We start from the raw sequence: 1,072 nt of genomic DNA on the forward strand, positions 1-1,072 counted from the left end.
GTTTACTAGACGTTTCTAGCGATTCAAAGCGCTGTTTGTGTTGCGCCCAGTATTTGGGGATGAGCATGAGATTTGCCTTCGAGTAGTTATTTTTATCTTATGGTTATTTATTAATAAATGACAAAAACTAAAACTCGATACACCTGTTTGAGCCTAGGTCATTTTGATGATAATTAGCTTTGTAGTTTTTTAAATCAGTTACTAAGCTATAAACTCTACGATTCATAGATCTGCCTTCCTCGGTATCAGAAGGTGCAATAGAACCTTTAATACCGCAATCAAGAGTAGTTAGACGACTAGGCTCAATTCTGTGATTTAAAATTAGGTAATTTTTGACAATGAGTGCTCTATTCTTAGCCAGTGAGTTTGATTGCAACATTGAGGTAGAAGCTTTATTGACCTCATCCTTCGAGACATGAGCTTCAATTTTCATAGTAGCCGTATCATAGTTATTCATCTGTTCTGCTACTCTATCAAGCTCATCATGATACTGTGGCAGTAATTCACTGCTGTCCTTGGTAAAAAAAGCACGATACTCCATCATTGGAGGCATACCAATAAGACTTGTAATCTCAGGACAACCTCTTTCGTCCACTACCACGTTCTCTGTCATATTTGGGCATTGATCTAAATCATCAGGCACGCCGTCGCCGTCGCTATCTAAATTAATCAGAATAATTGGCAAATTAATAGTTTGAGCTTTTTGGTTAGACAAGTCAGGCGTTTGACATGCGGATAGCGTTAAGACGCTGATTAAAACAACAAGCATACTTCTCAATAGCGTATTCATAAATTATTTCTTCTAGAGCTGCTGACAGACTTCTTTATAATGCTTCAAAGAATGCTGCTCATCAGGGTAATTACTAGAGTATGCTTTATCAGCTTCTATTACCGCCCCAAAAACTCTTTGATTCAACAATGACATTTCAGCAGCATGCTTTTCAGTTTCAGTTTCAGTTTCAGTTTCAGTTTCAGTTTCAGTTTCAGTTTCAGTTTCAGTTTCAGTTTCAGTTTCAGTTTCAGTTTCAGTTTCAGTTTCAGTTTCAGTTTCAGTTTCAGTTTCAGTTTCAGT

At 37.1% G+C, this 1,072-nt stretch carries 2 protein-coding genes; both read right to left on the bottom strand.

Annotation, left to right across the window (positions count from 1 at the left end; translation table 11 throughout):
- Nucleotides 1-127: 127 nt before the first annotated feature.
- Nucleotides 128-790: an OmpA family protein gene (locus I3257_RS14115; protein WP_238050171.1), complete on the bottom strand. Its 663-nt coding sequence runs from the start codon at nt 788-790 to the stop codon at nt 128-130.
- Nucleotides 791-802: 12 nt separating this feature from the next.
- On the bottom strand, nt 803-1,072 hold a 270-nt coding region (locus I3257_RS14120), incomplete at its 5' end, for a hypothetical protein (RefSeq protein WP_238050172.1).

The organism is Psychrobacter sp. Ps7 (assembly GCF_022129225.1).
In the GTDB taxonomy this organism is placed as follows: Bacteria; Pseudomonadota; Gammaproteobacteria; order Pseudomonadales; family Moraxellaceae; genus Psychrobacter; species Psychrobacter immobilis_A.